Genomic DNA, 25866 nt, shown 5'->3' with positions numbered 1-25866 from the left:
TGACTTTTGGCACGCTGTTGAGTTCTCAAGGAACGGACGCTTCCTTCGGACCGCCTTCCAGCGGGCCCTCCGGGCGCTTCGTTCTTTCGTGTTTCAAGCTTATCAGATGTTTTCCACTCCGTTTTCCGGAGTTTCATTCATCGGATTCACTTTCCGCTTTGTCGCCCCGGTCTCCCGCGGCGACTCCGGAACTGTACGGGGACCGACCCGCCACATGCAAATCGCCTCCGCCCGGGGTCCGGGCGGAGGCGATCAGCAGTGACGACCGAGGAGGCGGTCAGCGGACCTCGGTGATCTCCGGGCCGCGCGCGAACGGGTCGAGCGAGCCGTAGCGGCCCTCGCCCTCGGGCGCAGCGGCGGCCCCGCCACCGTCGGCGACCATCTGGGCGTCCTCGGGGAGCTTGAGCACGATCGGGTCGCGCGGAGCCATCGGGGTCTCGCCGCGGACGACGACGGTCTGCCGGAAGACCTGCTCCAGGATGCCGGCCATCTCGGGCTGCACGGCGGCCTGGCCCGAGATCACACCGCGGAGGAACCAGCGCGGCCCGTCACAGCCGACGAAGCGCACCAGCTGGACGCCCTGGGTGCCGTCCGGCAGCTGCACCGGGACCTGGGCACGGAGGTGCCAGCCGAGCGGGCCCTCCTCCTCGTCGATCAGACCGCCCTGCGAGGTGATGCCGTTGGCGATCTCCTCGCGGACCTCCCCCCAGATGCCCTCCGACTTCGGGGCCGCGAAGGCCTGGAGCTGGATGGCGCTGTTGCCGAGCACCAGGGTGGCCGCGACGATCGCGTCACCGGCGACCTCGACGCGGAGCTCCATGCCCTCGACGCCGGGGACCAGCAGACCCCCGAGGTCGACCCGTCCCTCCTCCGGCGTCTCCAGCTCGGTGTGGTCCCACGGGCCGTCCGGCCGCGGGGCCGGCGGGAGGCCGACCTTGTCGGCCGGGTCCAGCTCGGTCACGTTCTCGCTCTCGGCGGAACCTTCGACGTCATCGGCCGTCTCGTCGGCGCTGATGGCGTCGTCGGCGAGCTGCTCGACAGCGTCCTCGCTCTTCTGGCGACGACGGAACACGGTCACTGTCCTTCCCGGTCCAAGACCGATGCGAATACCTGCTCGGCTTCCTGCGAGGCCGCGGGAATGCTAGACCGCGGCGTGGCCACCGGTCGACCCGAACCCACCCTCGGCGCGTGCCGACCCCGGCAGCTCGGCCACCTCGTGGAAGCGGGCCTTCTCGACCTGCTGGATGACCAGCTGGGCGATCCGGTCCCCTCGGCGGAAGCTGACCCCCTCGCGCGGGTCCAGATTGACGACGATCACCTTGATCTCTCCACGGTACCCGGCATCGACCGTCCCCGGGGCGTTCACGAGGGCAACTCCGCAACGAGCTGCCAGCCCGGAGCGCGGGTGGACGAAGGCCGCGTAGCCGTCCGGCAGGGCGATGGCGATGCCGGTGGGGAGCACCGCCCGCTCACCGGGGGCCAGCTCGGCGTCGACGGTGGTCCGCAGGTCGGCACCGGCGTCCCCGGGCTGCGCGTACTCGGGCAGCGGCAGCTCGGCGTCGATGCGCCTGATCAGGACGTCCAGCTGCGGACGGGGGGTCTCGCTCAAGGGTTCACCTCAAAGGCTCGTGCGCGCTTCATCAGATCCGGGTCGTCGAGGACCTTCTCGATGTCCTCGGGTCGACCGTGCGAGGTGAAGTGTTCCAGCTTCACCTGGATGAAGAGCGCCTGCGCACGCACGGCGACCGGTCCGTCGGGGCCGCCGATCCGCCCCTCGGCGGCGCTGTAGATCTTGCGGCCGTGCACCCCGGTGATCCAGGCGCGCAGGTGCAGCACCGAGTCGACGGGCACCGGGCTGAGGAAGTCGGTCTCCAGCCGGCCGGTCACCGCGGGCGCGTGGAGCAGCCAGTTCAGCGTTCCGAGGGTCTCGTCCATCGCCGTGGTGAGAACCCCGCCGTGGGCCAGCCCGGGGCCGCCCTGGTGCACGTCCCGGACGCTGAACTCGGCGGTGACGTCGAGTCCCTCGCCGGCGACCGCGTCGATCCGCAGTCCGCCGGGGTGCCGGGGGCCGCAGCCGAAGCAGTGCTCGTAGTGGGAGCCGAGGCGGGTGCCGGGGGCGGGCGCCTGGGGGTGGCGCTCCGGGATCACGGCGTCCGGCGGCGGGGTGGTCGGGGTCGGCGGCAACGCGGGCGCCGACCGGTCGGCGGGGGTGGTGGGGGTGGTCGTACCGGTCACGGCTCGCCAGCCTACCCAGGGGTAGCAAGACCTCCGGTGGGGGTGGCGTCCCGAGCCGGGCGTCAGGGCGCCCACAATGGAGGGCATGTACGACGAACGCCTCACGGTGCCTCGCTCCTGGTGGCTGCTCCCGGTCGCAGTCGGTCTGACCCTGGCACTGATCCTGATCCGGGTCAGCGGGCCGGCCGCCCTGGTCGGCCTGGTGGCCGGCATCGCCATCGGCGCGGTGGCGATCAGCAGTTACGGCTCGGCGCGGATCCGCGTGGTGCAGGGCTCGCTGGTGGCCGGGCCGGCCCGGATCCCGGTGGACGCGCTGGGTGCCGCCCACGCGCTGAGCCCCACCGAGGCGGCGGCCTGGCGCGGTCCGAAGGCCGATCCCCGCGCCTTCATGCTGCTGCGCAGCTACGTCCCGACGGCGCTGCGGGTCGAGGTGAGCGATCCGGCCGACCCGACGCCGTACCTCTACCTGTCGACGCGCTCGCCGATGAAGCTGGCCGAGGCCCTGGAGGAGGCCCGGCGCGGCGCCCGTACCTGACCGACGCGCCCGCCGGCCCGTGAACGGGCCCCGAAAGACCGAGAGGGACGGTTCCGCTGCTGCGGGACCGTCCCTACGACTTTGTCCTGGCCGGCACGTGGCCGACCGACTCCGTCCTCCCGGGTCCGTCCGCCAGGACGGGCCGCGGACCTGCCGTCCGGCCCCGCTGCCCGGGGCCGGAAGGGGCGGTGTGCCGGTGCCGCGGGAGCCACGGGCACCTGGCGCTGTCCGCTGCGGTGCTCAGGCGCCGCAGTCCCGGCAGATCGGGTTGCCGTTCTTCTCGCTGTAGAGCTGGCTGCGGTGGTGGACCAGGAAGCAGCTCATGCAGGTGAACTCGTCCGCCTGCTTGGGCAGGACACGGACGGCGAGCTCCTCGTTCGAGAGGTCGGCGCCGGGAAGCTCCATGCCCTCGGCGGCGTCGAACTCGTCGACGTCGACGGAGCCGCCGCCCTTGTCGTTCCGCCGAGCCTTGAGCTCCTCGATGCTGTCTTCGTTGAGCTCGTCGTCGGTCTTGCGTGGGGTGTCGTAGTCGGTTGCCATTGTCGCTCTCCCCCTCCGGGTTTGTGCGGTGTGTGCGGTATCTCCAGCGCACGTAACGCATGGGGGGTCGGTCTTGTGCCCGACCCGAGGCGGAGATTTTGCCTTACTTCAAGCCCCGTTACTCAATCGACACTCAGCCAGGGCTCCGTTGGGGTGATCCTCCAGGGCGCGAAAGGCCTCACGCAGGGCCATCGTCGACCCCTCGCGCGCCCTCCGAACCGGCGACTCACAGTGAGCGAACCCCGTACAGGTGTCCGTCGAATCCCTTGCCCACCAGGGATGCCGACCAATCCGACGGACCGGCGGCGGGCCGGAATCCGATCACGGACGGCGATCGGCACCCCCGATGGGGTGATCACTCTCCGGGGTCGCCCGGAATCGTGGAGCGACACGGTGTGAGCTTGGTCACGTTCAGAATCTTCCGGGGCAAACCACGGAAAATCCACCCACTCCGCCCCCTCCCTCAGGGGGCGCGACGGCTCGGCGGAAGCGCCCCCGGAGACGTCCTAGCCGGCGTTGCGGCGCGCCTCCCGGCGGGCCAGCAGCGCGGCCTGGCGCTCCTCGAACTTGCGCGCCTGACCGTCCAGCCCGTCCAGGAAGACGCCCAGCTCGTTCTGCGCCAGCAGGCCCTCGGGGCCGAGGCCGTCGATCTCCATCACCCGCAGGTGGCGCAGCACCGGCTGGAGCACGTCGTCGTGGTGGATGCGCAGGTTGTACACCCCGCCGATGGCGATCTGGGCGGCGGCGCGCTCGAAACCGGGGATCCCGTGGCCGGGCATCCGGAAGTCGATCACCACGTCGGCGATGGCGCGCATGGCCTGGTCCGGGGCGAGCTCCAGGGCGGCCTTCAGCAGGTTCCGGTAGAAGACCATGTGCAGGTTCTCGTCGTTGGCGATCTTCGCCAGCAGCTGGTCGCACAGCGGGTCGCCCGCGTACTTGCCGGTGTTGCGGTGCGAGATGCGGGTCGCGAGCTCCTGGAAGGCCACGTAGGCGACCGAGTGCAGCATGCTGTGCGCGTTGTCGGACTCGAAGCCCTCCGACATGTGGAACATCCGGGCCCGCTCCAGCTCCACCGGGTCGACGGCCCGGGTGGCGAGCAGGAAGTCGCGGATGGCTATTCCGTGCCGGCCCTCCTCCGCGGTCCAGCGGTGCACCCAGGTGCCCCAGGCGCCCTCGCGGCCGAACATGGTCGCGATCTCGTGGTGGTAGCTGGGCAGGTTGTCCTCGGTGAGCAGGTTCACCACCAGCGAGACCCGGCCGAGCGGGGTCACCTGGGACTGGTCCAGCGCCCAGGCCTCGCCGCCCAGCACGCCGTCGAAGTCGCGACCCTGGCTCCACGGGACGAACTCGTGCGGCATCCACTCCTTGGCCACGGTCAGGTGGCGGTTGAGCTCCTTCTCGACGACCTCTTCGAGGGCCAGGATCAGCCGCGCGTCGGTCCAGCCGCTCGATCCGAGCGAGGGGCTGCTCTGCACAGGGGCGATGGTCACGGGCTGCTCCTGGGGACGGATACACGCGCTGGACGGGCGCGTTGGGCGGGCACGCGTCGTGTCGGAGCCGTCGGCGGACGAACCGGCGGACGCACTTACGGTTGCGTAGGTTACGACACCGTAAGTTGCTGGGGCCGGAAAAGACAAGCCGCCCCCGCCAGGCCTTATGTCGTCTTGACGGTCTGGCGGGGGCGGCCGGGAACGGTCGCCCACGGAACGCGGCAGCGTCCGGGGCCGAGAGGGCGCAGAACGGCCCCAGGGGCGGCTACGGGGACGGAATCCGCACCCGCATGGTGAGGCCGCCCCCGGAGCGCGGGGTGGCCTCGATGGTGCCGCCGTGGGCGCGCACCACCGAGCGGACGATGGACAGGCCCAGACCGACCCCCTTGTCGCTGCGGGTGCGGTCGGCGCCCTTGATCCGGCGGAACGGCTCGAAGATGTGCTCCAGCTCGTACCCGGGCACCACCGGGCCGGTGTTGGAGACCACCAGCTCGCCGCCGCCCGGCACGGTGGCGGTGGCCAGCTCGACCCAGCCGCCCGCGGTGTTGTAGCGGACCGCGTTCTGCAGCAGGTTGAGCGCCAGCCGCTCCAGCAGCACGCCGTTGCCCGCGACCACCGCCGGGTCGAGCCTGGAGCGCAGCTCCACCTCCCGCTTGTCGGCCTCGCCCCGGGTCTGCTCCAGCGCCCGGGTGGCCACCTCGGACAGCTCCACGGCGCGCCGGTCGGTGAGTTCGTTCTCGCTGCGGGCGAGCAGCAGCAGGCCCTCGACCAGCTGCTCGCTGCGCTCGTTGGTGGCCAGCAGGGTCTTGCCGAGCTGCTGGAGGTCGGGCGAGGCGGCCGGGTCGGAGAGCTGGACCTCCAGCAGGGTCCGGTTGATCGCCAGCGGGGTGCGCAGCTCGTGCGAGGCGTTGGCGACGAAACGGCGCTGGGAGTCGAAGGAGCGGTCCAGCCGGTCCAGCATGTCGTCGAAGGTGTCGGCGAGCTCCTTGAGCTCGTCGTCCGGGCCGTCCAGCTCGATCCGGCGGTGCAGGTCGGAGGAGGCGACGTCACGGGCGGTGCGGGTGATCCGGCCGAGCGGGCGCAGCACCCGGCCGGCCATCGCGTAGCCGGCCGCGAAGGCGATCACGGCGAGGCAGACCAGCACGGTGAGCAGCTTGCGCAGCAGGGTGTTGAGCGCAGCGGCGGCCTGGATGGACTTGTTGTCGTTCAGCCACTGGTCGAGCGCGTTCTGGTTGGTCAGGACCTGGCCGTCCGGGGTGAGCACGGAGATGCCCGGTCCGGTGAGCCTCAGGTGCGGCTGGCCGACCTCCTGGAGCGACTGCTGGACGAAGAAGTACATGACCAGCAGCAGGACCACGCCGGCCATCAGGAACATGCCGCCGTAGAGCAGGGTGAGCCGCATCCGGATGGTCGGGCGGAACGGCAGCCAGGCGAGCAGGCCGTCACCGGGGACGTAGGTCTCGGGCTGGTGCGGACGGGACTGGCGGGGCGGGTGCACGGGCTTGGGCGGAACGGCTCGCGGGCCGCCGGCGGGCGCGCCGGAGGGCCCGCCGGCCGGGGGCGGCGGGGTGGTCATGATGGTCCTCTCGGGCGTCCGCCGGGGGCGGGCGCTGGGTACGGCGGGGGATCCCGGGGCGGATCCCGGGGCGGAGTCCGGCGGGCCGGACTACGGGGGGACGGACTCCGGGGGGCGGGTCCCGGTCAGATCCGGTAGCCGGAACCGGGCACGGTGACGATCACCGGCGGGTCGCCGAGCTTGCGGCGCAGCGTCATCACGGTGACCCGCACGACGTTGGTGAACGGGTCGGTGTGCTCGTCCCAGGCCTTCTCCAGGAGCTGCTCGGCCGAGACGACGGCGCCGCCGGCCCGCATCAGCACCTCCAGGACGGCGAACTCCTTGGGGGCGAGCTGGACGGTGCGCCCCTCCCGGATCACCTCGCGCCGGCCGGGGTCGAGCGAGATCCCGGCCCGTTCCAGCACCGGGGGCAGCGGGACGGTCGCGCGACGGCCCAGCGCCCTTACCCGGGCGACGAGTTCGCTGAAGGCGAACGGCTTCGGAAGGTAGTCGTCGGCGCCGATCTCCAGGCCCTCGACCCGGTCGCTGATGTCGCCGGAGGCGGTCAGCATGATCACCCGGGTGGCCAGGCCCTGCTCGACCACCTTGCGGCAGACGTCGTCGCCGTGGACCAGCGGGAGGTCGCGGTCCAGGACCACCACGTCGTAGTCGTTGACCGCGATGCGCTGGAGCGCGGCCTCCCCGTCGTACACCACGTCGACGGCCATCGCCTCGCGGCGCAGGCCGGTCGCGACAGCCTCGGCGAGCAGCTGCTCGTCCTCGACGACGAGAACCCGCACGGTCGTTGTCCCTTCTCCAGGCCGGCCCCGGAAGCGGACGCACGGCTCCGACGGTGGCTCCATCCTGCCTGGTCCTGCGGTAAAGCAGCGATAAGCTGCCCCTCGGGCAGGAGGCCCGGGGCCCTCGGCGGTGACCGTTCGTGTCGGGAGAACTCCGCTTGGACTGTGACACGGGCAACTTTCTTCCGCCGGGAGGTTTCCCGGCTCCCCGGGCGGGGAGGACAGCTGCACACCCGCGATCTGGCTGTTGGCCGATCGCACCCACCCGCCGTGCGTTCATCCGCGCCGGCCCTGGGGCTGGGAATTCACCGGGAGCGGCCGAAGGGCCGTCTCCGCGCCCGACCGGAGATCCACCACTCGTCGGACCGGGCGCATTCACCGGCTGGACCCTCCTCGGGGCGGAGAGCGCACGACCGTGCACGTCCGACACAGTAAGGGGGCCCGTATGGACGCCTTCAAGGCCGGAATCCTGCAGCGCATAGCCAACGCCGAGCAGGACCTGCACCGCGCGATCGAGGCCGGGGACGAGTTCCTCGCCGAGGTGGAGCAGTCCGAGCTGGACGACCTCCGTCGTCTGGCCGCCGAGCACGGTGTGGACACCGTGCTGGACCGCCACCGCACCGCCGCCTGACCCGACGCCGGCACTCCGGCACCAGCGGCCCTGCGGGGGCCGTGCGAAACCCCAAGGCCCTGGCATCCCCCGTGTGCCAGGGCTCTTCGCATGTCCGGAGGGTTCTCACCGGGGCCCTCCGGATTCGCGGGCCCTGGTCAGTCCGCCCAGGCGCGCAGCGCGGCCAGCCGCTCCTGCAAGGGCTGGTACACGCCCGGAGCGGCGGCCACGGTCAGCTCGCCATCCGGGCCGTGCCCGGGGCGGCCGCCGACCAGCGCACCGGCCTCGGTGGCGATCAGGCAGCCGGCCGCGCGGTCCCAGGGGGCGAGGCCCCGCTCGTAGTAGCCGTCCAGCCGCCCGGCGGCCACGTCGCACAGGTCGACGGCGGCCGCCCCGGCCCGGCGGACGTCCCGCACCTCGGGCATCAGGGCCAGCAGCACCTCGGCCTGGCGCACCCGCACCGGCTGGACGTAGTTGAAACCGGTGGCGATCAGCGCCTGTCCCCAGGGCGGGGCCGGGCGGGTCGAGACCGGCCGGCCGTCGAGGTGGGCGCCGCGGCCCAGCACGGCGTGGAACAGCTCACCGCGGGCCGGGGCGTACACCACCCCGACGACGGCCCGGCCGTCCACCTCGGCGGCCACGCTGACCGCCCAGGAGGGCAGCCCGTACAGGTAGTTGACCGTGCCGTCGAGCGGGTCGACGACCCAGCGCACCCCGCTGGTGCCGGGCCGCTCGGCGCCCTCCTCGCCCAGGTAGCCGTCCTGGGGGCGACGCTCGGCGATCAGCTGCACGACGAGCTTCTCGGAGGCGAGGTCCATCTCGGTGACCACGTCGACCGGGCTGCTCTTGGTGCCGGCCACGCCGAGGTCGGCGGGGCGGCCGTCGCGCAGCAGGGCGCCGGCCCGCCGGGCCGCGTCCAGGGCCACCTCCAGCAGGTCGTCGAGGAGCCGGTCGTCGGGCTGGGCGGGGGTGGGCACGGGATTCTCCTCCGGAAGGGGTCAGCGCTCGGCGGCGGCCGGGCGCGGGGCGCGCGGGTTGGGGCAGCAGGCCACCGCGCACACGTCGTGGCTGGGGCCGAGGGTGCCGAGGGCGCAGCGGGTCACGCCCTCACCGCGTTCGACGGCGGCCCGCTCCAGGACGAGCTCGCGCACCGCGGCCGTGAACCGCGGGTCGGCGCCGACGGTGGCCGCGCGGGAGACCGGCAGGCCCAGTTCGGCGGCCTTGGCGACGGCCTCGGTGTCGAGGTCGTACTTGACCTCCATGTGGTCGGAGACGAAACCGATCGGGACCATCACCACGGCCGGCGCGCCGTCGGCGTGCTGGGCCTCCAGGTGGTCGCAGATGTCCGGTTCCAGCCACGGGGTGTGCGGGGCGCCGCTGCGGCTCTGGAACACCAGCTGCCACGGCCGGTCGGCCACGCCGGTGCGCTCGGCGACGGCCGCGGCGATCAGCCGGGCCACGTCCAGGTGCTGGGCGACGTAGGCGCCGCCGGGGGTGCCCCGGGCCGGGTCGTCCGGGGCGCCGGAGGTCTCGGCCATCGCGTCCGGGATGGAGTGGGTGGTGAAGGCCAGCCGGGCACCGGGCCGGACGGCCTCGGGCAGCTCGGCCAGGGCGGCCAGGGCGGCGTCGATCATCGGCTCGACGAAGCCGGGGAGGTGGTAGAAGTGCCGCAGCTTGTCGACGGTCGGTACCGGGACGCCCTCCTCGGCGAGGACGGCCAGCGCGTCGGCCAGGTTCTCCCGGTACTGGCGGCAGCCCGAGTAGCCGGCGTAGGCGCTGGTCGCGAGCACCGCGATCCGGCGGTGGCCGGCCCCGGCCATCTCCCGCAGGGCATCCACCAGGTACGGGGCCCAGTTGCGGTTGCCCCAGTACACCGGCAGGTCCAGCCCGTGCTCGGCGAAGTCCTTGCGCAGGGCGGTGAGCAGCTCCCGGTTCTGCTCGTTGATCGGGCTGACGCCCCCGAACAGGAAGTAGTGCTTGCCCACCTCCTTGAGCCGTTCCTTGGGGATGCCGCGGCCCCGGGTGACGTTCTCCAGGAACGGGACGACGTCCTCGGGGGCCTCGGGCCCGCCGAAGGACAGCAGCAGCAGGGCGTCGTACGGGGCGGCGCCGGAGGCGGAGGGTTTGCGCGCGTCGGACATGGCACCGATCCTGCCACTGAGGGGCCGGGCACCGGCGCCGGGGCCGCGCGGGCGTCCGGAAAATACCGTTTGCCAACGTACGTAAGCTGTCTAGACCAGACTTGTTCCTTACCCCCCTGCCCGGAGCTCCCGTGCTGTCCAGCTACCGCCGAATATTCGCCGCGCCCGGCACCGTGGCCTTCTCCTCCACCGGTTTCGTCTCCCGGCTGCCGATCTCGATGACCGGCATCGGCATCGTGACCATGCTGTCCCAACTGCGCGGCTCGTACGGCGTGGCCGGACTGGTCTCGGCGGCCCTGGCCGTCTCCGCGGCGGTCCTGGGCCCCCAGGTCTCCCGCCTGGTGGACCGGCACGGCCAGGCGAGGATCATCGTCCCGGCCATGGCCCTGACCATCGGCTCCGTCGTCGGCCTGCTGCTCTGCGCCCGGCTGGGCGCCCCGGACTGGACGCTGTTCGTGTTCGCCGCCGGCATGGGCGTGATGCCGAGCACCGGCGCCATGGTCCGCGCCCGCTGGGCGCACCTCTACCGCGAGGACCCCGACCGGCTGCACACCGCCTACTCCTTCGAGGCCGTGGTCGACGAGGTCTGCTTCATCGTCGGCCCGATCCTCTCCATCGGCCTGGCCACCTCCGTCTTCCCGGAGGCCGGCGTGCTGCTCGCCGGGGTCTTCCTGACCGTCGGTGTGCTGCTGTTCGCCGGCCAGCGCTCCACCGAGCCCCCGGTCCACGAGGCCGCCCGGCACCAGGGCAGCTCGGTGATCCGCAACCGCGGCCTCCAGGTGCTGATCCTCACCTTCGTCGCCACCGGCGCGATCTTCGGCTCGGTCGAAGTGGTCACCGTCGCCTACTCCGAGGCCCAGGGGCACAAGTCGGTCTCCAGCGTGATCCTCGCCCTGTGGGCGCTCGGCTCCTGCGCGGCCGGGGTGGTGTTCGGCGCGGTCAAGCTCACCGGCTCGATGGCGAAGCGCTTCTTCCTCGGCGTGCTGTTCATGGCGCTCAGCATGGTGCCGATCCTGCTGGTCGCCCACGCCGTGCACGGCATCGGCGGACTCGCCGCGGTCGGCGCCGCCCTGCTCGTCGCCGGCATCGCCATCTCCCCCACCCTGATCACCGCGATGGCCCTGGTCGAACGGCTCGTCCCGGCCGCCCAGCTCACCGAGGGCATGACCTGGACCACCACCGGCCTGGCCCTCGGCGTCGCGGTCGGCTCCTCCGCCGCGGGCTGGGTGATCGACGCCTCCGGCGCCGCCGCCGGCTACTGGGTCCCGCTCACCGCCGGCGTGCTCGGCGCCCTCGCCGCCCTGGCCGGACTCGGCCGACTGCGCGCCGGACTCGACGCCCAGCAGCCCACCGACCAGGCCGGCGGAACGCCCGGCCGACCCGTAGACGTCGAACGGTGAACTGACTAATCTCGCCCTACCCGCGGCCCTTACCCGCGGGTAGGGCCTGTCTCCCGGGATCCGACGGACCAGGCCGCACCGGACCGCGCCGACCCGATCGGCCACGGAGCAGGAGGCAGCGCAATGCCCCAGGCCAGCACCGCGACCCCCACCCGGTGGACCAACTGGGCCGGCAACCAGAACGCCCGGCCGGCCCGGACCGCCACCCCCGGCACCGCGGCGGAACTGGCCAGGGAGATCGCCCGCGCCGCCGACCAGGGCCGCAGCGTCAAGGCCGTCGGCTCCGGCCACTCCTTCACCGCCATCGCCTCGCCCGGCAACGGCCTGCTGATCCGGCCGCACGCCCTCACCGCCGTCCGCGGGCTCGACCGCGAGGCCGGCACCGTCACCGTCGAGTCCGGCCTCCCGCTCAGCCGCCTCAACCGGCTGCTCGCCGCCGAGGGCCTCTCCCTCACCAACATGGGCGACATCGAGGTCCAGACCGTCGCCGGCGCCACCAGCACCGGCACCCACGGCACCGGCCGCGACTCCGGCTCGCTCGCCGCCCAGATCCGCGCCCTGGAGATCGTGCTCGCCGACGGCAGCGTCCGGCACTGCTCCCCCACCGAGAACCCCCGGCTCTTCCAGGGCGCCCGGCTCGGCCTCGGCGCCCTCGGCGTGATCACCGCCCTCACCTTCGGCGTCGAACCGGCCTTCCTGCTCACCGCCCACGAGCAGCCGATGACCTTCGACGAGGTGCTGGAACGCCTCGACGACCTCACCGCCGTCAACGAGCACTTCGAGTTCTACTGGTTCCCGCACACCGACCGCTGCGCCACCAAGCGCAACAACCGCAGCCAGGGACCGGCCGCCCCGCTGCCCCGGTTCAAGGAGTGGCTGGAGGACGACTTCCTCTCCAACACCGTCTGGGAGGGCGCCTGCCGGGTCGGCCGCCGCTTCCCCGGCGCCGTGCCCTCGATCGCCTCGCTCGCCAGCCGCGCCTGGTCCGACCGCAGCTACACCGACACCGCGTACAAGGTGTTCACCAGCCCGCGCAAGGTCCGCTTCCTGGAGATGGAGTACGCCGTCCCGCGCGCGGCCGTCGCCGGGGTGCTGCGCGAACTGAAGGCCCTGGTCGAACGCTCCGACTGGAAGGTCAGCTTCCCGGTCGAGGTGCGCTTCGCCCCCGCCGACGACCTCTGGCTCTCCACCGCCTCCGGCCGGGACAGCGCCTACATCGCCGTCCACCTCTACCGGGGCACCCGCGACCAGGGCTACTTCACCGGCGTGGAACAGCTGATGACCGCCCATCAGGGCCGCCCCCACTGGGGCAAGCTGCACACCCGCGACGCCGAGTACCTGGCGGGCGTCTACCCGCACTTCGAGGACTTCACCGCCCTGCGCGACGAGGTCGACCCCCGGCGCGTCTTCGGCAACGACTACCTGCGGCGGGTACTGGGGGCCTAAGTTCGACGACCGGCCCTAAGGAGTCGCGGTGGCGGGCGGGGGCGGGGGCACCGTCGCGTTCGCCGGGGCGTTGCTCGGCACGGGCGGCTGCGGCGTGGCCTCACCGGTGGGCCTGCCCGAGCCGCCCGCCGACGGCGAGGCACCGGCCGACGGGCTCGCACCGGGGCCCGCCGAGGGAGAGGCGCTCCCGCTCGCGCCGGTGCCCGGGGTGGCGGTCGGCTCCCGACCCGGCCGCGTCGTCGCCGGGGCCGAGGCTCCGCCGGACGGCGCGTCCTGCGAGCCGCGCCCGGTGGACGGGCGCTGCGACGGGACGTCCTGCGGCGGCGGGTCCTTGCGCGTCACCGTGCCGCCGAAGGACGTCCCGTCGCCCGACCGGCCCTTCACCGTCGCCGACACCGGCTGGCCGGTGGCCAGCTCGAACGCCACGATCGGCGTCATCGCCAGGACGAAGACCAGACCGGAGACCGCCGCGTAGCCCCGCCAGCCCAGCCGTCGGCGCGCCCGCACCACCTGCGGCGCGTTCCACTCCGAGGTGAGCACCGGCGGCCCGGCCGGCTCGTGCGCCGCGTACTGAGCCGGGTGCTCCTGCTCCGCGGGCGCCTGGCGCAGGCCGTTCACCGTCTGGTTCGGCCCGCGGTCCACCGCGTCGCGCAGCTGCTCGCCGGTCCGCCGGAACACGTGCTGGAACACCGCACCGCCGGTGGTGGCCCCGATGCTGACCACCGCGGCGCCCATGATCGTTCCGTACACGCCGAGTTCGGAGGCGAGCAGCGCGCCCACCACCGCGGCCAACGCGCTCGCCACGACCTGAGCCACACTCAGATCGATCCGCTTGCGCTCCTCCTTGCCGCCCTCCTCGGCGGGGCTCCGCTCCGGCATCAACATCCCTCGGTCCGTACGACTGCAACTCGAACAAGCCTCTCCATCTTGCCCAAAGAAGGACACAAGGGACGAAAATGCGGTTCTCCGCTCCCGGATTGTGTGAAGATGATCACCGTTCATCCGCCGGTGGTCCGCCGTTGGGGGCGCGCGCTCTTGAGATTCCCGTGAATCGCGGGAGACTTGAGCGGCGAGCCGCCCCTCCGGATGCCACGAATGGAGTACTGTTCGTAAAGCCCGAGCCTTGGGTCGACTTGTCGACTGTGCCTTCACCGGCAGCTTGACGAAGAGCCACTGAGCGGGCACGCACGGCGACGCCGGTCCCGGATCGTCGCGAACACTCCGCGTGCGAGGACGGCCGGGGCACCCAGACGCGACGTCGACGGATGACGTGGCAAAAAGGCAACCGTGCCACAGCGGTGTGGCCGGGCGTAAGCCCGACACGCCGGGGAACTCAGCAAGGTTGTGGCCAGTCGCGAGTGGGCAGGCCACACTCAGTACGGGAGCAGCGACGCAGGTGACGTCGGCAGGCACAACCCGGGAGGTGACCGTGCCCGAACTGCGGGTTGTGGCCGTCAGCAACGACGGCACACGGCTGGTGCTCAAGGCTGCCGACAGCACGGAGTACACCCTCCCCATCGACGAGCGGCTGCGCGCCGCCATCCGCGGCGACCGGCCGCGCCTCGGCCAGATCGAGATCGAGGTCGAGAGCCACCTCCGCCCCCGGGACATCCAGGCCCGGATACGAGCCGGAGCCTCCGCCGAGGAGGTCGCCCAGGCCGCCGGCATCTCCGTCGACCGGGTCCGCCGCTTCGAGGGGCCGGTCCTCGCCGAACGCGCCTTCATGGCCGAGCGCGCCCGCAAGACCGCGATCCGCCGCAACGGCGAGTCCCCCGGGCCGCAGCTCGGCGAGGCCGTCGCCGAGCGGCTCGCCCTGCGCGGCGCCGAGAAGGACACCGAACGCTGGGACTCCTGGCGGCGCGACGACGGCACCTGGGAGGTCATCCTCTCCTACCGCGCCGACGGCGAGGGCCGCAGCGCGTCCTGGACGTACGACCCGCCCCGGCGCCTGGTCCAGCCCAACGACGACGAGGCCCGCGCGCTGATCGGCGAGACGGTCGAGCGCGAGGAGGACTCGGTCTTCCCGTTCATCCCGCGGATCGCCCGGCTCCCCCAGGACCGGCCGCCCCGCCCGATGATCGACCGGCCCTCCGCCGACCGCATCATGTCGGCCCGCGAGGTCCGCGAGTCGCGCGAGGCCACCGCCGACTCCCGGGACTCGCTGACCAGCCTGCTCGACGTCGTCCCGGCCTTCCGCGGCGACCTCGCCGTCGGCGGCCCCGCCCCGATCGAACCGGTGCCCGCCGAGGTCGCCGAGGAGACCGAGGAGCCGGCCGCGGCCGCCGCCCCGGCGGTCGGCGCGGGCTCCGCCTACGCCGACATCCTGATGCCGCGCGCCGTCGCCCCGCACCGCGAACGCCTGGTCGGCACCACCGACCGGCAGGCCGAGGCGGACGGCGTCCGGCCCGGCCGCCGGGCCACCGTGCCCAGCTGGGACGAGATCGTCTTCGGCAGCCGGCGCAAGAAGCAGGAGTAGCGCACCGACAGTGCTGCGGGGCGCCGGCCGAGCCGGCGCCCCGCAGCACTGTGTGGCCGTCAGAAGACCTTGCCGCAGAACGGGTGCCCGCTCAGCCCGGCCGGTCGGTCAGCCCGGCTGGTCGGTCACCGCCACCGGGCGGCCCGGGTCGCTCGACCACTCGCTCCACGAACCCGGGTACAGCACCGCGTCCAGGCCCGCCGCCTCCATCGCCAGGATCTGGTGCGCCGCCGTCACGCCCGAACCGCAGTACACCGCGACCTCGCGCTCCCCCGCGCCCAACGCCCGGAACCGGGCCAGCAGTTCGGCCGCCGGGCGGAACCTCCCGTCCGGGCCCACGTTCTCGGCGGTCGGCGCCGACACCGCGCCCGGGATGTGTCCGGCCCGCGGGTCCACCGGCTCGCTCTCGCCCCGATAGCGCTCCCCCGACCGGGCGTCCAGCAGCAGACCGCTGCGCGCCCGGGCCGCGGCAGCGTCCGCGTCCAGCGTCGGCAACTGCCCCGGCACGGGCTTGAAGTCGCCCTCCGCCGGCTCCGGCAGCTCCGCCGTCACCGGCAGCCCGGCCGCCCGCCAGGCCGCGAAGCCGCCGTCCAGCACCCGGACGTCCGGGTGCCCGGCCCAGCGCAGCAGCCACCAGGCCCGCGCCGCCGCCATCGACGCCGCACCGTCGTACACCACGACCGGACGCCCGGAGCTCACCCCGAACCCGCGCATCGCCGCGCCGAACTCCTCCGGATCCGGCAGTGGGTGGCGCCCGCCCCGGCCCGGAGCGCCGGGCGGGGCCGCGAGATCCCGGTCCAGCTCGACGAAGTGGGCACCGGGCAGGTGCCCGGCCCGGTACTCCTCGGCCGCGGTCGGGCCGCCCGGCGCGGCACCGACCAACTGGTAGCGCACGTCCAGCAGCACCGGCGGCCGCGCGGAGGCGAGCGCCTCCCGCAGCTCGGCCGCGGAGATCAGCGGGGAACCGTCGTTGAAGGTGGTCATGCCGGCCATTGTCGCGCAGCGCGCCCGAACCGCGGCTCTTTGTGCGCTCTTTGCCGGACTTTCCGCGCGGGTCGAGGGTTGGGCGCGCGCCAGGGTGGAAGCATCACCCTCGCGCGCCCGGATCTCCGTGCGCCGAACACCCGTGAGGAGGCCCGCATTGCCTGCGGTGGAACTCCGACTGGCCCAGGGCACACCCTGCTGGGTCAGCCTGCTGACCGACGACCTGCCCGGCGCGCGCGCCTTCTACGGCGAGCTGCTCGGCTGGACGTACTCCCCCGGGCCCGGCCAACTCGGCGCCTACGTCCGGGCCGAGCTCGACGGCACCCCCGTCGCCGGCCTCGGCGTCTCCAGCACCACCGGCTTCCCGGTGCAGTGGACCACCTACTTCGCCGTGGACGACGCCGACCGCACCGCCCAACTGGTGCGCGAGTGCGGGGGCACCGTCGCGGTCGGGCCGCTGCAGGCCGACGACGCCGGGCGGATGGCCGTCGCCGCCGACCTCTCCGGAGCCGTCTTCGGCCTCTGGCAGGCCGAGCAGCACCTCGGCCGGGAGGCCGGGACGGACCCGGGCGGGCCCGCCTGGGCCGAACTGCTCACCCCGGACGCCGACGGCGCCGCCGCCTTCTACGGCACGGTGCTCGACCGGCCGGTCCGGCCCACCGCCGACGAGAGCGCGCTGCTGGTGCACGGACGCCCGGTCGCGGGCATCCGCCACCGCGCCGACCTGCGCGGCCACCCGCCGCGCTGGCGCACCCACTTCGCCGTCCGGGACGCCGAGCTGACCACCCGTCACACCGTCGAACTCGGCGGCCGCGTCCTGGTCGAACCGCACGACACCGCCCGCGGCCGGGCCGCCCGACTGGCCGACCCGCAGGGCGGGCACTTCTCGGTGCTCGAAGCCCTGTGACTCGCCCACTCGCCTCCGGGGCGCTCGGACCCGGCGCCGACGGTCGTCGCTCCGGCGCTCGTCCCCCGCTTGTCGCTCCTCGAATTCGGCACCGGCGCACCCCTTCGGCTCGGGGCGGTTAGGGCCTGTCCGGCGGATCTTGGCAGATCAGCGCGCGGCGTTGGGCGCCCGGCTGGGCGTGCGCCCGAGTCGGCCTCGTACTGGACGTACTTGGGCGATTCGGGCGTGCGTCCAGGCGGGATGCCCGGCGTCGCGCGCCTGGCAAGATCCGCCGGACAGGCCCTAGACCTGCTGCTCCTCGAAGGGCAGCACGTCCGGGGAGAGCACCGAGGCGCGGGCGGTCGCGGCGGTCATCCGGCGGCGGTGGTGGCGGCGGCACAGCACCTCGTAGCCGATCTCGTCCTCGCTCACCGAGATGTCGCCGATCACCACCTGGGCGCCCTCGACCACCATCACGCCGCCGACCGTACGGGCGTTGTGGGTCGCCCGCGCGCCGCACCAGCAGAGCGCCTCGACCTGGAGCACCTCCACCCGGTCGGCCAGCTCGATCAGCCGCTGCGAACCGGGGAACAGCCGGGTCCGGAAGTCGGTGGTGATGCCGAAGGTGTAGACGTCGATGTCCAGCTCGTCCACCACCCGGGCCAGTTGGTCCACCTGCTCGGCGGCGAAGAACTGGGCCTCGTCGCAGATCAGGTAGTCCACCCGGCCGCCCGCCGAGAGCCGCTGCACCACGTGGCCGTGGAAGTCGAAGTCGTCCGTCACCTCGACCGCGTCGGCGCGCAGGCCCAGCCGGCTGGAGATGGTGGCGGCGCCGGCCCGGTCGTTGCGGGTCAGGATGACACCCTGCCGGCCGCGCGCGGCGTGGTTGTGGTCCATCTGCAGCGCCAGCGTCGACTTGCCGCAGTCCATCGTGCCCGAGAAGAACACCAGTTCAGCCATGGGTGGAGCAAGGGCCTTTCACATCAAGGGGGTTCGGGCGCGAAGGGGTCAAGGGTCCGCCTCAGCCCCGGACTTCGAGCAGCGGCACGAACTGTTCGACCGGAGTCATCGAGCCGTGCAGGCCGATCATCGCGGACTCGCCGGGCTCGTTGCGGGAGGCGACGATCGCGATGTCGTCGCGCGCCGCGGCGACCACGTCGCCGATCCGCCGGTACACCCGCTCGTCGACGGTCGGGCCGAACCAGCCCGCCGCGATCGCCTCGTCCCGGGTGGCCACCCACATCCGGTCGCCCAGCACCTCACTCCAGACCGTGTGCACGTCGGCCGCGGCGCCCGGCACCGCGTACACGTGCCGGGCCCGGCCCTCGCCGCCCAGCAGGGCGACACCGGCACCGAGCTCCCAGTCCTCGTCGAAGTCGATCCGGTCCTCGGGGGCGATGTCGATCATGCCGTGGTCGGCCGTCACGTACATCGCCGACCGCGGCGGCAACTGCTCGGCCAGCCGGCGGGCCAGCCGGTCCACCGCGTCCAGCGTCATCCGCCACTCGTCGGAGTCCACCCCGAAACGGTGGCCGGCGCCGTCCAGCTCGCTGACGTAGGTGTACACCAGCGCCCGGTCGTGCTCGGCCAGCCAGGAGGCGGCCAGGTCCATCCGCTCCTCGCCGGTGGTACGGCCCAGGAAGGTCCCGCCGGACAGCGCCACCCTGGTCAGCGGGGTCTGGGCGAACAGCGGGGAGGACACCTGGGCGGTCGCCACCCCGGCCCGGTGGGTCTGCTCGAACACCGTCGGGTACGGCTGCCAGACCTTCGGGTCGGTGTGCGGCTGCCAGCGCAGCTGGTTCATCAGGTAGTCGGTGCCCGGCACCGCCACCGTGTACCCGGCCAGGCCGTGCAGGCCGGGCGGCGTACCCGTGCCGACCGAGGCCAGCGAGGTCGCGGTGGTCGACGGGAAGCCCGCGGTCAGCGGCCGGCCGGAGCCGCCCAGCGAGCTCCCGGCCAGCGAGGACAGGAACGGCGCGTACTCGGGGTGGCGCAGCAGCAGCTCCCAGCCCAGGCCGTCCACCAGGAAGACCACCGCCCGGTCGGCCGGGGCGATCGGCAGCGTCGCGGTGAACCCCGGGACGCCCAGGCCCGCCGCCACCGAGGGCAGCAGGTCGCAGAGCGAGCCGCTGCCGTACGGGGGCGCGGGGGCGTCGGCCGGGTCGAGGATCTCGAAGGCGTCGTAGCCGTCGGAGGGTGCGAAGGACATGGAACCGGATTCGTAGCGGGCGGGACCGCGGGCGGGCGCGCGATCGGGAACGGCGGGGCTCGGTGGCCGGGCGCGACGGGGCCCGGCCGGGACCTCAGACCCGCGGGCCGTTGTCGATCGTCGCGTCGGACAGCGCCCGGGCGAACAGCAGCGCCTGGGCCACCGTCTCCGGACCGTCCCCGGCCTCGCTCACCCGCAGCGAGAGGTCGTCGGCCGTCGCCGAACCGGTGTAGCCGTGGTCGGCCTCGCAGTTCGGGTCCGAGCAGCCGGCCGGCTCCAGGTCCAGGCGCTGCACCGCGCCCCAGCCGATGGTCAGCACCACCTCGCGCGGCAGCGTCCCGGGCGTGTACGTCTCCGGGTTCGCCACCATCCGGCTCAGCACGACCGAGCCGATCCGGTCCAGCCGGACACTCTCCGTCGACGTGGTGGCGAACGGCACGGCGGGGCTGCCCGCGTCACCCGACTGCTCGTCGGTGTGGCTCACCACGAACCGGGTCGGGGTCAGCACCAGCACCGTCACGTGCCGGCGCACCTCGTTGGAGTCGAAGGTCGTCTCCTGGTGCACCAGGTAGGAGCTGATCGGCTCCGGGCCCACCGCGGACTCGACCGCCTCGGACACCAGGGCCGGGTAGTAGCCGCTGCGCTCGATCGCCGAGCGCAGGTCCTGAGTGGTGGTGGTACCGGTCTTCGCCATAACTCCATCCTGGCATGGTCCGCCGACGAAGCGGGCGGCACGGCGCCGAGCTTCGGACATCAGCGCCCACGGGCAGGCGCAACCAAGGAAGATTACAGGGTGCTCATCGCGCGCGGGCCCAGATCGCTGCGGACGGGCAGCGGGGCGACCCGCACCCGCGCCCCCAGGATCGCCAGCCCGTGCGGGGCGACGACCACCGGTTCGAGATCCACCGAGGCGATCTCCGGTACGTCGTCCACCAACTGCGACACCCGCAGCAGCAACTCCTCCAGCGCGGCGGTGTCCACCGCCTCGGCGCCGCGCCAGCCGAACAGCAGCGGCGCCGCCCGCACCTCGCGGATCAGACCGGCGACGTCCTGGTCGGTGGCCGGGACGAGGCGGTGGGCCACGTCACCGAGCAGCTCGGCCGGGGCACCGGCCAGGCCGAAGGACAGGATCGCGCCGACGGCCGGATCGACCGTGGCACCGATCACGGTGTCCACGCCGCGCGGGGCCATCCGCTGCACCACCAGCTGGGCACCGGCCGCGCCGCCGAGCAGGGCGTCCAGCTCGCGGTGGGCGCGGCGCAGGCCCTCCTCGCCGGTCAGGTCCAGCCGGACGCTGCCCAGGTCGGGGCGGTGGCGCAGGTGCGGGGCGGTCGCCTTCAGGGCCACCGGGTAGCCGAGCTGCTCGGCGGCCCGGACGGCCTCCCGCTCGTCGGGGGCGGCCAGCGTGGGCGAGACGTCGACACCGTAGCGGGCCAGCAGCAGCCGGGCCTCGGAGTCGGACAGGGTGATCCGGGCGCCGCCGGGCTGGGTACGGGCGGCGACCGCGGTGCGGGTGCTGAGCGCCGCCTCCACCAGGGCGCGGGCGCCGGGCTCGTCGATCCGGTCCAGGTCGGGGACGCGCGCCGTCTCCTCCGCCGCGGCGGTGCGGCGGCGCCACTGCGCGTAGTGCACGGCGTGCGCGAGGGCGCGCACGGCCCGCTCGGGCGCCGCGTAGGCCGGGATCCCGCCCGGGCGCAGCCGGGTCGGCAGGTCGGTCAGGGCCAGGTGGGCCAGCACCAGGGGCTTGCCCAACTCCCGTGCCCGCTCGCCCGCTTCGAGCAGACCGGTGGCGATCTCCGGATCGTCCGAGCCCATCTCGGGGTCGTCCGGGCCGGTCAGCCGGCCGCCCATGAAGGCGTGCGCGGAAGTGCCGATCGGCGGGATGGCGACGGCGATCACCGCGTCCACGGCCGGGTCGCCGAGCGCGACGTCCAGGGCGATCCGGAAGTTCTCGCCGGTCGCCGCGGTGGTGAGGTCGACCGGTGTGCACGGGCGCAGCCCGGCGCTCAGGCAGGCGTCGTAGGTGAGCAGGCCCAGCGAGTCGGAGTTGCCGACCACGGCGACCCGGTCACCGGGCGGCAGCGGCTGCTGGGCGAGCAGCTCACCGGTGTCGAACAGCTCGGTGATGGTCGCCACCCTGGTGACCCCGGCCTGTTCGAACAGCGCGTCCACGGTGGCATCGTGCAGGCCGGTGGCGGTGGCCGGGACGGCGTGGCCGGGCGGCAGGCTGCCGGTGTGGCGGGCGCCCTTGACCACCACCACCGGCTTGGCGGTGGCCAGTCGGCGCGCGATCCGGGTGAACTTGCGGGGGTTGCCGAAGGACTCCAGGTAGAGCAGCACCACCTCGGTGGCCTCGTCCTCGGCCCAGTACTGCAGGAAGTCGTTGCCGGAGACGTCCGAGCGGTTGCCGACCGAGGCGAAGGAGGAGACCCCGAGGCCGCGCCGGTGGGCGGACTCCAGCAGGGCCACGCCGATCGCCCCGGACTGGCAGAAGATCCCGAAGCCGCCGCGGTCCGGCAGGTGCGGGGCGAGCGAGGCGTTCAGCGGGTGGTCTGGGTCGGTGTTGATCAGGCCGAAGGCGTTCGGGCCGATCACCCGCATGCCCGCCGCGCGGGCCTGGCGCACCAGGGCGCGCTGGCGGTCGCGGCCCTCCGGGCCGGTCTCGGCGTAGCCGGCGGTGACCACCACCAGGCCCTGCACGCCGTGCGCGCCGCACTCGGCGACGGCCGCCGGGACGACGCTCTCGGGGACGGCGATCACCGCGAGGTCCACCGGCCCGGGAATGTCCAGAATCGAGCGGTGCACCGGGACGCCGTCCAGCTCGGTGCCGGGCGGGGCGCTGCGGTTCACCGCGTAGACGGTGCGCGGGGCGCCCTTGGTCTCGTACCGGCTCTCGAACTCGGTGTCGAAGCTGCCGAGCAGGTCGCGCAGCAGGGCCCGGCCGACGGTCTGCGGATTGCGGGAGACGCCGATCACCGCCACCGAGCGCGGGGTCAGCAGCCGCTGCACCGAGCGGGCCTCGGCTCGGTGCTCGCGGGCGCGCATCACGGCGAGTGAGCGGTCGGTCTGTTCGAGGGCGAACTCCAGGTGCACCACGCCGTCGGCGAAGCTGCGGCGCTGGGTGTAGCCGGCGTCGGTGAAGACCTTCACCATCTTGCGGTTCTCCGGCAGCACCTCGGCCTGGAAGCGGCGGATGCCCCGCTCCTGGGCCACCGCCGCGATGTGCTCCAGCAGCGCGGAGGCCACGCCGCGGCCCTGGTGGGCGTCCTGGACGAGGAAGGCGACCTCGGCGTCGGTGCCGTGCTCGGAGGGGCGGCCGTCGGCGTCGATCCGGTCGTAGCGGACGGTCGCGATGAAGTGGTCCCGGACCACCACGGCGAGGCCGACCCGGTTCACGAAGTCGTGGTGGGTGAAGCGGCGCACGTCCTTGTCGGAGAGCCGCGGGTAGGGGGCGAAGAAGCGGAAGTACTTGGACTGGTCGGAGACCTGTTCGTAGAACTCCACCAACCGCCCGGCGTCGCCGGGGGTGATCGGCCGGATCCGGGCCGTGCCGCCGTCGCGCAGCAGGACGTCGGCTTCCCAGTGCTGCGGATAGTCGGGTTGCGCGGGGTTCGCCACCGCGGGGTCTTCCACATTCGTCAGGTTATCCGGCGGCGAGCCGAATGGCGCCGGGCGCGTGCCCACGGCAGGGTGGACAGGGCCGCTGGCCGGGCCTTATGCCCCGAAAAGAAACAATCACAAGTCCCGAACGCGGCGCCTCGCAGGGGTTGCCTGCGTGCAACACTGGTCTAGACAACACGGTCGTTCCCCCCGCTCGCCCGAGCACGGCCGTGACCAGCTTCACCGGAAAGGCACGTCTCATGGCTGAGCGCCGCGTCACCATCGGTTGGGCCGAGGGCCTGCACGCCCGTCCCGCCTCCGTCTTCGTCCGGGCCGTCACGGCCACCGGCGTGCCGATCACCATCGCCAAGCCCGGCGGCAACCCCGTGAACGCCGCCTCCATGCTCGGCCTGCTCGCCCTGGGCGCCCAGGGCGGCGACGAGGTCATCCTGGCCTCCGACGCCCCCAACGCCGACGAGGCCCTCGACCGCCTCGCCAAGCTCGTCGCCGAAGGCCTCGACGACCTCCCGGCCGCGGCCTGAGCCCTCGCGCGTCACGCACGAAGCGCCCGGCAGTGCTGTCTAGCACCGCCGGGCGCTTCTGTTCACGGATTCGATCGCATCCACACCATTGAGCGAACTGGTGGTCATTCGATCCTCTCGAACGACGGATCGCACTGATGCTCTCGGCATGACGTTCTTCGACCTCGAACGACCCGAGCACGCCTACATGTTCGCCTTCCTCCAGGCGGACGGACACCTCACCGAACAGTCCCGCAACCGCGGTCGACTCTCCGTGGAACTCGCCACACGGGACGCCCCGATCCTGGAGGAGTTCCAGCGGCTCTGCCCGTACAACAGCACCATCAGCTACCGGACGCGCGCAACGAACTTCAAGGCGGAGCACGCCTCAGTGATGTGGACCGTCTACGCTCGAGAGTTCCGCGAGGAATTGCAGGCGCTCGGCCTGCCAGCGGGGCGGAAGTCCGACATCATTGCGCCGCCGCACATGCCGCTCTCCGAGCGCGACTACCTTCGGGGGCTGATTGACGCCGACGGCTCGACGGGACGGACCTCACAGAATCTCCCCTTCGTCAGCCTCACGACCCAGAGCGACGCCATCGCCACGTTCGTCCATGGCTACCTGGACGGCCTCACCGGCACTCGACGCACATTCCGACGGAACAAGCGGGACGGGATCTTCAACCTCTTCTACTCCAGGGAAGAGGCGGTGGCTATCCTCAGCCACATCTACTACCCCGACTGCATGGCACTACACCGCAAGAAGGCCGCAGCCGCAGAAGCAGCGATGTGGGTCAGACCCTCGGGCGTGAGGCGCATGATCAAGCGCAGCTGGACCAAAGCCGAAGATGACGTCCTCATGGCAGCACCCAGCATCAAGGCAGCAGCAGAACAGCTCGGCCGCACCGAGAAGAGCTGCAATATCCGCCGATGGCGCCTCAATGGCTGCCAGTCACGAAGGATAGCTTCGTAGATGAGGCGCCCGGGAACGGTTCCGGGCGCCTCAACATTTGGTCAGCCCTTCACGCAGACCACCTGCTTGAGGTGGGCGACCACCTCGACCAGGTCCTTCTGCTGCTCGATGACCTTCTCGATGGACTTGTAGGCGCCCGGGATCTCGTCCACCACGCCGCTATCCTTGCGGCACTCCACACCCTTGGTCTGCTCAGCCAGGTCGCGCGTGGTGAACCGCTTCTTCGCGGCGGTGCGGCTCATCTTGCGGCCGGCGCCGTGCGAGGCGGAGTTGAACGACGCAGCGTTGCCCAGGCCGCGGACGATGTAGGAGCCCGTCCCCATCGAGCCCGGGATGATCCCGAGGTCGCCGGAGCCGGCCCTGATCGCACCCTTGCGGGTCACCAGCAGGTCGACGCCGTCGTAGCGCTCCTCCGAGACGTAGTTGTGGTGGCAGCTGATCACCTCCTCGAAGGTGACCTGCGCCTTGGCGAACTCGCCCCGGACAACGTCCTGGAAGAGCGCCATCATCAGGGCACGGTTGTGCTTCGCGTACTCCTGCGCCCAGAAGAGGTCCTGGCGGTAGTCGGCCATCTCTGGGGTCTTCGCGAGGAAGACCGCCAGATCGCGGTCGACCAGCCCCTGGTTGTGCGACAGAGAGCGGGCGACGGTCATGTGGTGCTCCGCCAGCTCCTTGCCGATGTTGCGCGACCCGGAGTGCAGCATCAGCCACACCGAATCGGACATATCTACACAAACCTCCGCAAAATGATTCCCCGAGCCGAGCGTTCCCATCTGCTGCATCGCCCGCTCGCGGCGCCACTTGACGTCCTCCGCGATGTCGTCGAAGCGGTGCCAGAAGTCGTCCCAGCCCTCCGTGCGGAAACCGTGCAGCGTGGTCGGGTCGACCGGGTCGGTGTGGAGGCCGCGGCCGACCGGGATGGCCTGCTCGATCTTGGAGCGCAGGGCGGAGAGGTCGTCCGGGAGGTCCTTGGCGGTGAGGGAGGTCTTCACCGCGCTCATCCCGCAGCCGATGTCGACGCCGACCGCCGCCGGGCAGACCGCGTCCTTCATGGCGATGACGGAGCCGACCGTCGCGCCCTTGCCCAGGTGGACGTCCGGCATCACGGCCAGGCCGTGCAGCCAGGGCAGGGAGCTGATGTTGCGCAGCTGCTGGAGGGCCGCGCCCTCGACCGTCGCCGGGTCGGTCCACATCCGGATCGGGACGCGGATGCCGGGAACTTCGGTGTACGACATGGGTGAACGACCTCCAGAGGTCGGGTAGTTCGGGAAGGAATTGCCGCGCGAAAGAGAATCCCGGTGCGGCTCGGGGAAGTTCGGGGACGGGTGCGCTCAGGCAGCCGTGGCGAGGCATGGGAGATACGGCCTCGGGGAGCGTCGTCGTATGGCTTGCTCGACCCGCATGGTGACCGCCTCCCTTCGCTGCTCGCAGTTCGCACGTGGTGTGCGTCGGGGAACATCTATCC

The 25866-nt window shown here is 72.7% G+C and carries 24 protein-coding genes; 8 read left to right on the top strand and 16 right to left on the bottom strand.

Annotation, left to right across the window (positions count from 1 at the left end):
* Positions 1–277: 277 nt before the first annotated feature.
* The 3 genes from ACFY2K_RS21395 to ACFY2K_RS21385 all read right to left on the bottom strand — a co-directional run bounded on the left by ACFY2K_RS21395 (position 278) and on the right by ACFY2K_RS21385 (position 2184).
* Positions 278–1072, bottom strand: coding sequence for a DUF3710 domain-containing protein (locus tag ACFY2K_RS21395; protein ID WP_375889212.1), 795 nt, complete (start codon positions 1070–1072; stop codon positions 278–280).
* Positions 1073–1141: 69 nt separating this feature from the next.
* On the bottom strand, positions 1142–1609 hold the full coding sequence (dut, locus tag ACFY2K_RS21390; protein ID WP_375889214.1) for a dUTP diphosphatase: 468 nt from the start codon (positions 1607–1609) through the stop codon (positions 1142–1144).
* On the bottom strand, positions 1606–2184 hold the full coding sequence (locus ACFY2K_RS21385) for a PaaI family thioesterase (protein ID WP_375889447.1): 579 nt from the start codon (positions 2182–2184) through the stop codon (positions 1606–1608). The genes dut and ACFY2K_RS21385 overlap by 4 nt, the downstream gene beginning before the upstream one ends.
* A gap of 136 nt (positions 2185–2320) precedes the next feature.
* On the opposite strand from ACFY2K_RS21385, the gene ACFY2K_RS21380 reads away from it, so the two are divergent.
* Positions 2321–2770 carry a DUF3093 domain-containing protein gene (locus ACFY2K_RS21380; protein WP_375889216.1) on the top strand — a complete coding sequence of 150 codons (450 nt, stop codon included), beginning with the start codon at positions 2321–2323 and terminating at the stop codon, positions 2768–2770.
* Positions 2771–3010: 240 nt separating this feature from the next.
* Here the strand turns inward: ACFY2K_RS21380 and ACFY2K_RS21375 are convergent, their stop codons facing one another.
* From ACFY2K_RS21375 to ACFY2K_RS21360, 4 genes are all read right to left on the bottom strand, one after another.
* Entirely contained in the window at positions 3011–3310 is a 300-nt protein-coding gene (locus ACFY2K_RS21375; protein ID WP_030057692.1) for a DUF4193 domain-containing protein, read from the bottom strand.
* Positions 3311–3816: 506 nt separating this feature from the next.
* A complete protein-coding gene (locus tag ACFY2K_RS21370) occupies positions 3817–4800 on the bottom strand; it encodes an acyl-ACP desaturase (RefSeq protein ID WP_387713163.1) in 984 nt (327 codons plus the stop codon).
* Between the two features lie 265 nt (positions 4801–5065).
* Positions 5066–6376, bottom strand: a complete 1311-nt coding sequence (locus ACFY2K_RS21365; RefSeq protein WP_375889220.1) for a sensor histidine kinase — start codon at positions 6374–6376, stop codon at positions 5066–5068.
* A gap of 125 nt (positions 6377–6501) precedes the next feature.
* Entirely contained in the window at positions 6502–7155 is a 654-nt protein-coding gene (locus tag ACFY2K_RS21360; protein WP_063349384.1) for a response regulator transcription factor, read from the bottom strand.
* 445 nt (positions 7156–7600) lie between these two features.
* On the opposite strand from ACFY2K_RS21360, the gene ACFY2K_RS21355 reads away from it, so the two are divergent.
* Positions 7601–7786 carry a hypothetical protein gene (locus ACFY2K_RS21355; protein WP_030285471.1) on the top strand — a complete coding sequence of 62 codons (186 nt, stop codon included), beginning with the start codon at positions 7601–7603 and terminating at the stop codon, positions 7784–7786.
* A 137-nt stretch (positions 7787–7923) separates the two neighbouring features.
* Here the strand turns inward: ACFY2K_RS21355 and ACFY2K_RS21350 are convergent, their stop codons facing one another.
* A complete protein-coding gene (locus ACFY2K_RS21350) occupies positions 7924–8742 on the bottom strand; it encodes an inositol monophosphatase family protein (protein ID WP_387713158.1) in 819 nt (272 codons plus the stop codon).
* Between the two features lie 21 nt (positions 8743–8763).
* Positions 8764–9906, bottom strand: coding sequence for a ferrochelatase (locus ACFY2K_RS21345; protein ID WP_380527134.1), 1143 nt, complete (start codon positions 9904–9906; stop codon positions 8764–8766).
* Between the two features lie 131 nt (positions 9907–10037).
* Here ACFY2K_RS21345 and ACFY2K_RS21340 point away from each other — a divergent pair, with 131 nt between their 5' ends.
* Positions 10038–11306 (top strand): MFS transporter, encoded by a 1269-nt coding sequence (locus tag ACFY2K_RS21340; RefSeq protein WP_387713155.1) that lies wholly within the window; start codon positions 10038–10040, stop codon positions 11304–11306.
* A gap of 123 nt (positions 11307–11429) precedes the next feature.
* On the top strand, positions 11430–12752 hold the full coding sequence (locus ACFY2K_RS21335; protein WP_387713152.1) for a D-arabinono-1,4-lactone oxidase: 1323 nt from the start codon (positions 11430–11432) through the stop codon (positions 12750–12752).
* Positions 12753–12767: 15 nt separating this feature from the next.
* Here ACFY2K_RS21335 and ACFY2K_RS21330 read toward each other — a convergent pair whose 3' ends face one another.
* On the bottom strand, positions 12768–13631 hold the full coding sequence (locus ACFY2K_RS21330) for a hypothetical protein (RefSeq protein ID WP_380527128.1): 864 nt from the start codon (positions 13629–13631) through the stop codon (positions 12768–12770).
* Positions 13632–14148: 517 nt separating this feature from the next.
* Here ACFY2K_RS21330 and sepH point away from each other — a divergent pair.
* Positions 14149–15228 (top strand): septation protein SepH, encoded by a 1080-nt coding sequence (sepH, locus tag ACFY2K_RS21325; protein ID WP_375889239.1) that lies wholly within the window; start codon positions 14149–14151, stop codon positions 15226–15228.
* A 108-nt stretch (positions 15229–15336) separates the two neighbouring features.
* Here sepH and ACFY2K_RS21320 read toward each other — a convergent pair whose 3' ends face one another.
* Positions 15337–16212 (bottom strand): sulfurtransferase, encoded by an 876-nt coding sequence (locus ACFY2K_RS21320; protein WP_387713148.1) that lies wholly within the window; start codon positions 16210–16212, stop codon positions 15337–15339.
* Positions 16213–16378: 166 nt separating this feature from the next.
* Between ACFY2K_RS21320 and ACFY2K_RS21315 the strand changes: the two genes are divergently transcribed.
* Complete coding sequence (locus ACFY2K_RS21315; protein WP_387713173.1) at positions 16379–17119, top strand: VOC family protein; 741 nt, start codon at positions 16379–16381, stop codon at positions 17117–17119.
* A gap of 282 nt (positions 17120–17401) precedes the next feature.
* Here ACFY2K_RS21315 and ACFY2K_RS21310 read toward each other — a convergent pair whose 3' ends face one another.
* The 4 genes from ACFY2K_RS21310 to ACFY2K_RS21295 all read right to left on the bottom strand — a co-directional run bounded on the left by ACFY2K_RS21310 (position 17402) and on the right by ACFY2K_RS21295 (position 22940).
* On the bottom strand, positions 17402–18058 hold the full coding sequence (locus ACFY2K_RS21310) for a thymidine kinase (RefSeq protein WP_375889245.1): 657 nt from the start codon (positions 18056–18058) through the stop codon (positions 17402–17404).
* 61 nt (positions 18059–18119) lie between these two features.
* The gene (locus ACFY2K_RS21305; RefSeq protein WP_375889248.1) at positions 18120–19307 is read right to left on the bottom strand and encodes an alkaline phosphatase family protein; all 1188 of its coding nucleotides are present in this window, start codon (positions 19305–19307) and stop codon (positions 18120–18122) included.
* A 94-nt stretch (positions 19308–19401) separates the two neighbouring features.
* Positions 19402–20001, bottom strand: coding sequence for a DUF5998 family protein (locus tag ACFY2K_RS21300; protein ID WP_360237602.1), 600 nt, complete (start codon positions 19999–20001; stop codon positions 19402–19404).
* Between the two features lie 92 nt (positions 20002–20093).
* Entirely contained in the window at positions 20094–22940 is a 2847-nt protein-coding gene (locus tag ACFY2K_RS21295) for a GNAT family N-acetyltransferase (RefSeq protein ID WP_387713145.1), read from the bottom strand.
* Positions 22941–23167: 227 nt separating this feature from the next.
* Between ACFY2K_RS21295 and ACFY2K_RS21290 the strand changes: the two genes are divergently transcribed.
* Together ACFY2K_RS21290 and ACFY2K_RS21285 are read left to right on the top strand one after the other, a co-directional pair.
* On the top strand, positions 23168–23449 hold the full coding sequence (locus tag ACFY2K_RS21290; protein ID WP_387713142.1) for an HPr family phosphocarrier protein: 282 nt from the start codon (positions 23168–23170) through the stop codon (positions 23447–23449).
* 148 nt (positions 23450–23597) lie between these two features.
* Entirely contained in the window at positions 23598–24401 is an 804-nt protein-coding gene (locus tag ACFY2K_RS21285) for an LAGLIDADG family homing endonuclease (protein ID WP_380527124.1), read from the top strand.
* 41 nt (positions 24402–24442) lie between these two features.
* On the opposite strand, the gene ACFY2K_RS21280 is transcribed toward ACFY2K_RS21285, so the two are convergent.
* Complete coding sequence (locus tag ACFY2K_RS21280) at positions 24443–25636, bottom strand: RtcB family protein (protein WP_380527122.1); 1194 nt, start codon at positions 25634–25636, stop codon at positions 24443–24445.
* Positions 25637–25866 lie beyond the last annotated feature (230 nt).

This window comes from Kitasatospora sp. NPDC001309, from assembly GCF_042896295.1.
GTDB lineage: Bacteria > Actinomycetota > Actinomycetes > Streptomycetales > Streptomycetaceae > Kitasatospora.
This window is presented reverse-complemented; position numbering and strand designations above follow the sequence as displayed.